This window comes from Halosegnis rubeus (assembly GCF_009184545.1).
Classification (GTDB): Archaea; Halobacteriota; Halobacteria; order Halobacteriales; family Haloarculaceae; genus Halosegnis; species Halosegnis rubeus.
Genome location: NZ_QJOW01000012.1, coordinates 1 through 1179, shown reverse-complemented (window position 1 = coordinate 1179; position 1179 = coordinate 1). Strand labels below are relative to the sequence as shown.

Below are 1179 nucleotides of genomic sequence, written 5' to 3'. Positions count from 1 at the left end.
GTGTTGCGGCTGTTCGACGGCGACTCCATCATCCCCTTCACGTTCAGGTCTTCGACCGCCACGAGGTCGTACTCGGTGGCGTAGTAGTTCGAGAGCTTGTGCAAGAAGTCACGGCGCTTCCGTCGAAGGTCGGCGTGACACTCCGCGACTCGTCGCCGTTGCTTCTCGTAGTTGTTCGACCCGTGTTGCTTCCGCGAGAGCTTCCGTTGCTCGCGCTCCAAGCGTTCACGTTCGTCCGAGAGGTCGAGCGACCCGACAGCCGTGCCGTCGGTGTCGTGAGCGTACTTCAGGATTCCCACGTCAATGCCGACGCACTTGTCGGGATTCTCAGGCGGTTCGGGCGGTTCTCGGTCCATTTGGACGCCAAACGTGGCGAACCACTCGCCCGTTGGCTCCTTCTTGAGCGTGACCTGTTTCACGGTGGCGTCGTCGGGGATGGCGCGGTGGAGCCGAATCGGGATGTCCGCGAGTTTCGAGAGTGACAGCACAGTCTGACCGCCCTTCTTGTCGAGCTTGAAGCCGGACTGACTGTACGTGAAACTGCGGAACTCCCGTGGCGGCTTCCACTTGAGTTGACCGACACCGTAGCCGTTCTGCTTGAGCGCGGAGAGACCTTTCAGGTTGTCGAACAGGCGTTCGACGACGGTTTGGAGAACTTTCGAGTACACGTCGGAGAGGTCGTCCCACCACGTCTTGAGGTCGGGAAGTTCCGACCGTAGCGTGGTCATGGACGGCAGTTCGCCGTGTTCGTCTTGGAACTCGTTAAGCCGGTAGAGCGCGTGGTTGTAGAGTTGCCGACAAATGTCTCGGTGGCGGTCCAACTCCTCGCGGTGGGCGTCGGACGGCTTGAGACGGTACTTGTAGGCGTAGTACATCCCTTACTCCCGTTCCTCAATTAGTTCATCCAGTTGCTCACGGATGAAAGACGAGAGGTTGAGGTGGTGGTCCTCTATCCACTCGTCTTGGTCTTCTCGAATGGTGATTGTCTTCCGTTTCACCGTAATACACACTATGCACGTCACACGTATAAGATCTCCGATGAACGTTGGCCTGTGGGCCTGCAATAGAACAGTGTACGAACAGGTGATGACGGCGCTGTATCCCCGCCCTACTGCGCTACTCGGGCTTTGCCCTGCGTTGCTCCTTGAGGACGGGGGCTTAGCGCCTGTATTCTGCTAA

Annotated in this window: 1 protein-coding gene; it reads right to left on the bottom strand. The window is 58.4% G+C overall.

The window, feature by feature from the left end; translation table 11 throughout:
- Window positions 1-875: RNA-guided endonuclease InsQ/TnpB family protein (locus DMP03_RS14085; RefSeq protein ID WP_152121179.1), on the bottom strand; the 875-nt coding region annotated here is incomplete at its 3' end.
- Window positions 876-1179: the final 304 nt, after the last annotated feature.